Source organism: Bradyrhizobium sp., from assembly GCF_017881085.1.
GTDB lineage: Bacteria > Pseudomonadota > Alphaproteobacteria > Rhizobiales > Xanthobacteraceae > Bradyrhizobium.
Genome location: NZ_JADGRI010000294.1, coordinates 1 through 6,899, shown reverse-complemented (window position 1 = coordinate 6,899; position 6,899 = coordinate 1). Strand labels below are relative to the sequence as shown.

Below are 6,899 nucleotides of genomic sequence, written 5' to 3'. Positions count from 1 at the left end.
TCGCCGCCAAACTGCGCAACGGCTATATCCGCGATCCCTCGGTGGCGGTGGAGATCGAATCCTACCGGCCGTTCTTCATCCTCGGCGAAGTCGCGGCCCTGACCCACACCGACGGCTCGGACTCGATGCGCGTGGTGGTGCCGCTCGGCACCGCGGTCAGCCCGGGCGATACCGTTCTCGTCGGCGAACGCTGGTTCTGACCATGACCGCCAACCCGGACCAGCCGCTTCGTATCCTGCACGCGGTGCGCGCGCCGGTCGGCGGAATCTTCCGCCATATCCTGGACCTCGCCAACGGGCAGGCCGAGCGCGGCCACTACGTCGGCATTATCGCCGACAGCCTGACGGGCGGCGAACGCGCCGAGGCGGCGCTGAAGGAAATCACCCCCCGCCTCAAGCTCGGCGTTCAGCGCATCGCCATTCGCCGCGAGCCTCATCCCACGGACCTTCTGGTATGGTTGCGCTTCATGTTCCTGATCCGGCGGCTGAAGCCGGACGTGCTGCATGGCCATGGCGCCAAAGCCGGCGCCTTCGTGCGCCTGAGACGCCGATCCAAAAACAAGATCCGTATCTATACGCCGCACGGCGGCTCGCTGCACTACCCCCTGGATACGTTCAAGGGCGCCTTATACGGCCACCTGGAACGCGCGCTGATGAACAACACCGAGCTATTCCTGTTCGAGAGCGCGTTCGCGCGTGACACCTATCAGCGCACCATCGGCATACCGAAGGGACTGGTGCGCTGCGTGTTCAACGGCGTCACCGCCGACGAATTCGATCCGATCGTGAAGGCGGCCGACGCCACCGATCTCGCCTATGTCGGCGAGTTCAGGCAGATCAAGGGCGCCGATCTCCTGATCGACGCGGTGGCGCGGCTGCGCGCCGACGGCAAGCCGGTCACGCTGACGCTCGGCGGCGACGGCGAGGAAATGGACGCGCTCAAGGCGCGGGTCCAAAAGCTCGGCCTCACCGAAACGGTGCGCTTCATCGGCCATGTCAAGGCGCGATACGGCTTTTCCAAGGGCGGCCTGCTGGTGGTTCCCTCGCGCGGGGATTCGATGCCCTATGTCGTGATCGAGGCGGCCGCGGCCGGAATTCCGATGGTGGCCGCCAAGGTCGGCGGCATTCCGGAAATTTTCGGCCCGCATACCGACGCGCTGTTTGCGCCCAGCAACGTCGACGCGCTGGCGGATGCGATCAAGACCGCGCTTTCCGATCCCGCCGCTGCGCTGGACCGCGCAAGATCACTGCGGGAAAGAGTCCTCATTCATTTTTCGCAGAAGGCGATGGTTGAAGGCGTGCTGGCGGGATACCGCGAAGCGTTTGCGGATCGTTAACCATCCGTTACCAGCGATAACCGTTTCTTCCGATTTGTCCGTTAAGCCGAGTGGCGGGGAATTCCGCCTCGGCGCGCGCATGCCTCGATGCCTGTGCGAGATACGGAAGTGGGACCAGTGGAACTGATCAACGCACGCTCGATGCTGGATGCCGCGGCTTCCGCGGCCACAGCAAATCACCCTCCGATCGAGCGGCGGCGCCGGCTGTCGCAGGCCGCGCTCGCCGTCGCCAACCAGAAAGTACAACGGGCCTATTCGCCGATCGTGATCGCCGGCGCCGTGCGCGTCGCCGATTTCTTCCTGCTCAGCCTGATCGGCGTCACGCTCTACCTCGGATATGTGACGCGGCTGGACGGGTTTCACTGGGAATATGTCGCCGCGATTTTCGGAATGACCGCGACCGCCGTGATCTGCTTTCAGGCCGCCGATATCTATGAAGTCGAGGTGTTTCGCAGCCAGCTGCGGCAGATGACGCGGATAATCTCATCCTGGGCGTTCGTGTTCCTGCTGTTCATCGGCGCATCGTTCTTCGCCAAACTCGGCAACGAAGTGTCGCGGCTGTGGCTGTCGGCGTTCTTCTTCGTCGGTCTGGCCGCACTGATTGCCGAACGGCTGCTCCTGCGTTCGATGGTACGCGGCTGGGCCCGCCAAGGCCGGCTCGACCGCCGCACCATCATCGTCGGCTCCGACCAGAACGGGGAGCAACTGGTCGAGGCGCTCAAGGCCCAGGACGATTCGGACATCGATATCCTCGGCGTATTCGACGACCGCAACGACACCCGCGCGCTGGAGACCTGTGCCGGCAGCCCGAAACTCGGCAAGGTCGACGACATCGTCGAGCTCGCCCGCCGCACCCGGATCGACCTCGTGCTGTTCGCGCTTCCGATTTCGGCGGAGACGCGAATCCTCGAAATGCTGAAGAAATTGTGGGTGCTGCCGGTGGACATCCGGCTATCCGCCCATACCAACAAGCTGCGCTTCCGCCCCCGCTCCTATTCCTATCTTGGCAAGGTCCCGACGCTGGACGTTTTCGAGGCCCCGATCACCGACTGGGATATGGTGATGAAGTGGCTGTTCGATCACGTCGTCGGCGGGATCATTCTGCTGTTTGCGGCGCCGGTGATGGCGCTGGTCGCGCTGGCCGTAAGATTCGACAGTCCGGGGCCGGTACTGTTCCGCCAGAAACGGTTCGGATTCAACAATGAGCGCATCGACGTCTTCAAGTTCCGCTCGCTGTATCACGATCAGGCCGATCAGACCGCTGCGAAGGTCGTGACCAGGAACGACAGCCGCGTGACCCGCGTCGGACGCTTCATCCGCAAGGCCAGCCTCGACGAACTGCCGCAGCTCTTCAACGTCGTGTTCAAGGGCAATTTGTCGCTGGTGGGCCCGCGCCCCCATGCGGTGCAGGGCAAATTGCAGAGCCGGCTGTTCGACGAGGCGGTGGACGGATATTTCGCGCGCCACCGCGTCAAGCCCGGCATCACCGGCTGGGCGCAGATCAACGGCTGGCGCGGCGAAATCGACAGCGAAGAGAAAATCCAGAAGCGCGTCGAGTTCGATCTCTATTACATCGAGAACTGGTCGGTGCTGTTCGATTTCTATATTCTTCTCAGGACGCCGCTGGCGTTGATGACGAAGAACGAGAACGCTTATTAGGACGTCCGGTTGAGGCGTTGCGTGCGGGTTGCGTAAGTCTGCGAGTGTGTAATGGCGTATGCGGCGACGGCCGAGGGCTTTGCTTCAGCGGCGACATCTCCGCCGCGCCTCTTGGCGCTGCACCGCGCGCTGGTGTGGCTGGTTGGAGCCAGCGGCGCGATCGTTTTCGTCGAGCCCAGCCCCTACGAACTTATGACGCTCGCCGCCGCCGTCATTTTCGTCGCTACGGGTCTGCGGCTGCGGCTGGTGTTCATGCCGCTGTTGCTGCTGCTGGTCCTGCTCAATATCGGCTATTCCATCGGCGCCATTCCGGTCACGGATACGACCGGGGTCGCCAACTGGATCGCGACCTCCTGGTACATGGCGTTCACCGTGATGTTCTTCGCCATGGTCGTCGCCGACGATACCGCCGCCCGGCTGGATATGCTTCGCCGCGGCCTGATCGTCGGCGCATTGATCGCATCGACCACCGCCATCGCCGGATACTTCAATCTCGTCCCCGGCGGACATGACCTGCTGACGTTGTATGAGCGCGCCCGCGGCACCTTCAAGGATCCGAACGTGCTGGGCGCGTTCTTGATCCTTCCCGCACTGTTCGTGCTGCAAGGCGTCGTGTCCGACCGCCTCGGAAAATCGTTGCGCAGCACGATCGCGCTCGGCATCATGGCGCTCGCGATCCTGCTGGCGTTTTCCCGCGCCGCGTGGGGAGGGCTCGTCCTCACCTCGGCCTTCATGCTGGCGCTGATGGTGCTGACCAGCCAGTCGCTCGCGCAGCGCTCGCGCATCATCGTGGTGTCGGTCGTTGCCGTCATTGCCGTGGTGATGCTGCTGGCGGTGCTGCTGTCGTTCGACTCCGTCGGCGAAATGTTCAAGCAGCGCGCGAGCTTCGATCAGAGCTACGACGAGGGCCGTTTCGGCCGGTTCGGACGGCATATCCTCGGCGCGCAGATGGCGCTCGACGTTCCCTTCGGGATCGGGCCGCTGCAGTTCCACAATTACTTCCCCGAGGATACCCACAACTCCTATCTCAACGCCTTCATGTCCGGCGGCTGGCTCGCCGGCGTCTGCTATCCGGCGCTGGTGTTCATCACCGTGATCATGGGCTTCCGTCACCTCTTCATACCCGTGCCCTGGCAGCGGGCCTATCTCGCGATCTTTTCGGCGTTTCTCGGCACGGTCGGCGAAAGCTTCATCATCGACACCGACCACTGGCGCCATTTCTGGATGATGCTGGGCGCGATGTGGGGCATGTTCGCCGCGGCCCAGCGCTACAAGGCGGCTTCGGACGGCGCGCGCACGGCGCCTGCCGACACGAGCGCGGCTTAGCGCCGGCTTTACTTCTCGACGGCAAACGTCAGGCCGGCATGATCGACAAGCCGCTTGATCAGCTTGTGCTGCATGGCCGCGCCCGGCGTCCAGAAGCCCGCGGGAACTTCGGGCGTGTCACGCAGAAGGCAGATCGCGCATTCGGAAATCATCTTTGATGTGGAGCCATAGCCGGGATCGCGATCGCCTTTTACCGACGCGCGGACCTGGCGGCCATCGGGCGCGACCGCGATATACAGGAGGTCATAAAGTCCGTTCTCGCGCTCTTCCTTTGAAGGTCCCTCGCCCGGCTTGCGCGCGTTGGGGCCGGTCTTTTCGTTGTTCACAGCCATCACCTTCCTTGCGTTGGCCTCTCCTCTCTCGCCGGGTCCGGTCAGAACCATCTCGTCATAGACGAACTCCTTGCCGTAGGGGAATCCCATCAGCATGTTGGAGCGATGGACGTTGCGCGTGTTGATCAGCGCCATCATGAAGGGCGCGCTCCAGGATTGCAGGTCTTCCTCAAAAGCAGGCTTGTTGCCCTTCGGTTGTTTCACGCCGCTAAAGCCGGGTGTCAGCGCAAACGGATCGTTCAGGATGGGCACCAGGCTGAGATCCTTTGCGACTGCCTCGAAGGTCGCCCGCCCGCTTGCCGCGGTACCGCCGGAGAGCGTGCCGCGCATGTCGCGCACGCGGCCCTTGACGCGCGAGGCCGGCGCGCCGAACACGCGTTTGGCCTCTTCCTGCACGAAGAACGCGCCGAGCTCGAACGGCACCGAGTCGAAGCCGCAGGAAAACACGATGCGCGCACCGCTGGCTTTCGCAGCGGCCTCGTGCCTGTCGATCATCTGCCGCATCCAGACCGGCTCGCCGCAGAGATCGAAATAGTCGGTGCCCGAGGCCGCGCAGGCTGCGATGAGATCGTTGCCATAGTGCTGGTACGGGCCGACCGTCGTGATGACGGATTTGGTCTCGCCGAGCATCGCCTTCAGCGACACCGCGTCGCTGGCATCGGCCACGATCAGCGGCGTCCCGGCCGGCGCGCCGATCGCGTCGCGCACGGCGGCGAGTTTCTCCTTGCTGCGCCCAGCCATCGCCCATTTCAGATTGCCGTCGTTGCGGTAATGCGTGGCAAGATATTCGGCGACCAGTTGGCCGGTGAAACCGGTGGCGCCATAGACAACGATGTCGAATTTCGACGCAGACTTCATAAAATCGAATCCTTGTGGTGGTCTCTCAGCGGTCAGCGCGAAGGCCGGATCGCCTCGATGCCCTGTTGTACTATTTCTTGGCGTAGGAAACACCCATTCCGGCGCGCACGTCGGCCTGGATTCCATAGGGCGCGATCGGATAGCGCAGGCCGTTCTTGGCGAGCTGCTTCATGCCGACGATTGCTTTCGCCAGGTGCGTTGGGGACAGTGCCATAAGCATCTCCTCGTCCGGTACGCCACCATAGCGGCGCTCGGCAAAGCAGGGCAGCGACAGGCTGGGTTCGCCGGTCTTGAGCGCCCGCCCCCAGGAATCCGCGCAGGCGGTCTCGCCGACGACGCCCCATTCGAATTTCCTGTAGCCGGTATATTGCAGCCCGTTGATCAGAATGATCATCTGACCCGGCGTCGCGTAGACCAGACAGATATCCGGCGGATCGAGCCGGCCGCTGACCAGGGGGCTCACCGCCAGCGCCTGGTATTGGCCGAAGGGAACGACATCCAGCGCTTCCTGGCGCTTGCGGGCGTCTTCCGCGGTGCCATGCCAGACGCCGACATAGGATTCTCCGGCGAGCCATTTCTCGTCGCGCGGCGCGAGCCCGATCACCGCGCGGCATTGCGCGCCCACGAGATCGTCCGATGTGATGCCCACCGTCCAGCCCAGCCGCGAGGCCATGCTGACGATCTGGTCGGTGGTGTGAACCGCCGAGGGACGGCGGATTTTCGGGACCGCCGTCATCTCCTCGACGGTGGCGAACATCTTCATGCCGATCACGGTAGTCTTCAGGCGAAGCAGGCTGTTCAGATCGGCCGCCATGGTGGGCAGATCGATTTTTTCTTGCACCGCTGCTGCTTGCTGCATGAATTTCACTCCCTCGACGGCAGGCTGACCGCTGCACGCGTTTTGAGGTTTCATCCTAGCCGGTTTATCCGCCAACCGCGACCCGCGCCCTACCCTGGATTTGGTCCCGGAAAAAGCTCGCCGGTTTTGCCCGATATCCGGTAGGCCGCAAGGCCCAGATATTCGCGCACCGCTATTTCCGTGCGCTCCAGCCCATCGAGCGCGAACGGCGAGAACGTCAGCAAATCGCCTGATCCACCGCTGCGCCAGTCGACCGGATTCGCATCAACCGCAAATCCGGCGTTTCTGAATGTGCCGATCGAGCGGGGCATGTGATAGGCCGACGTTACCAACAGCCACCGCTCGCCGCTTTTCGGCGCCGCCAGTTCTTTGGAGAACTCGGCGTTCTCCCTTGTATTGCGCGAGCGCCGCTCCATGATCAGCCGATCCTTGGCGACGCCCAGGCGCTCGAATAGTGCACCGGCAAAATCGGCTTCCCTCGCGTCGGCATCGATCAGATTCGCGCTGCCGCCGGAATAGATGATACGCG

The 6,899-nt window shown here is 63.4% G+C and carries 6 protein-coding genes and 1 pseudogene; 4 read left to right on the top strand and 3 right to left on the bottom strand.

Features of this window, described 5'->3' with window-relative positions:
- From QZ213_RS22390 to QZ213_RS22375, 4 genes and pseudogenes are all read left to right on the top strand, one after another.
- A pseudogene (locus tag QZ213_RS22390) lies at window positions 1-200 on the top strand (polysaccharide export protein); the annotation flags it as partial.
- A 2-nt stretch (window positions 201-202) separates the two neighbouring features.
- A complete protein-coding gene (locus tag QZ213_RS22385; protein ID WP_291688274.1) occupies window positions 203-1,336 on the top strand; it encodes a glycosyltransferase family 4 protein in 1,134 nt (377 codons plus the stop codon).
- A gap of 141 nt (window positions 1,337-1,477) precedes the next feature.
- Complete coding sequence (locus tag QZ213_RS22380) at window positions 1,478-2,995, top strand: undecaprenyl-phosphate glucose phosphotransferase (RefSeq protein ID WP_291688275.1); 1,518 nt, start codon at window positions 1,478-1,480, stop codon at window positions 2,993-2,995.
- Between the two features lie 51 nt (window positions 2,996-3,046).
- Complete coding sequence (locus QZ213_RS22375; protein ID WP_291688273.1) at window positions 3,047-4,321, top strand: O-antigen ligase family protein; 1,275 nt, start codon at window positions 3,047-3,049, stop codon at window positions 4,319-4,321.
- 8 nt (window positions 4,322-4,329) lie between these two features.
- On the opposite strand, the gene QZ213_RS22370 is transcribed toward QZ213_RS22375, so the two are convergent.
- The 3 genes from QZ213_RS22370 to QZ213_RS22360 all read right to left on the bottom strand — a co-directional run.
- Window positions 4,330-5,511: a saccharopine dehydrogenase NADP-binding domain-containing protein gene (locus tag QZ213_RS22370; RefSeq protein ID WP_291688272.1), complete on the bottom strand. Its 1,182-nt coding sequence runs from the start codon at window positions 5,509-5,511 to the stop codon at window positions 4,330-4,332.
- 70 nt (window positions 5,512-5,581) lie between these two features.
- Window positions 5,582-6,370 carry a DUF169 domain-containing protein gene (locus tag QZ213_RS22365; RefSeq protein WP_291688271.1) on the bottom strand — a complete coding sequence of 263 codons (789 nt, stop codon included), beginning with the start codon at window positions 6,368-6,370 and terminating at the stop codon, window positions 5,582-5,584.
- 89 nt (window positions 6,371-6,459) lie between these two features.
- The coding region (locus tag QZ213_RS22360) for a YdcF family protein (protein ID WP_291688270.1) at window positions 6,460-6,899 on the bottom strand (440 nt) is incomplete at its 5' end.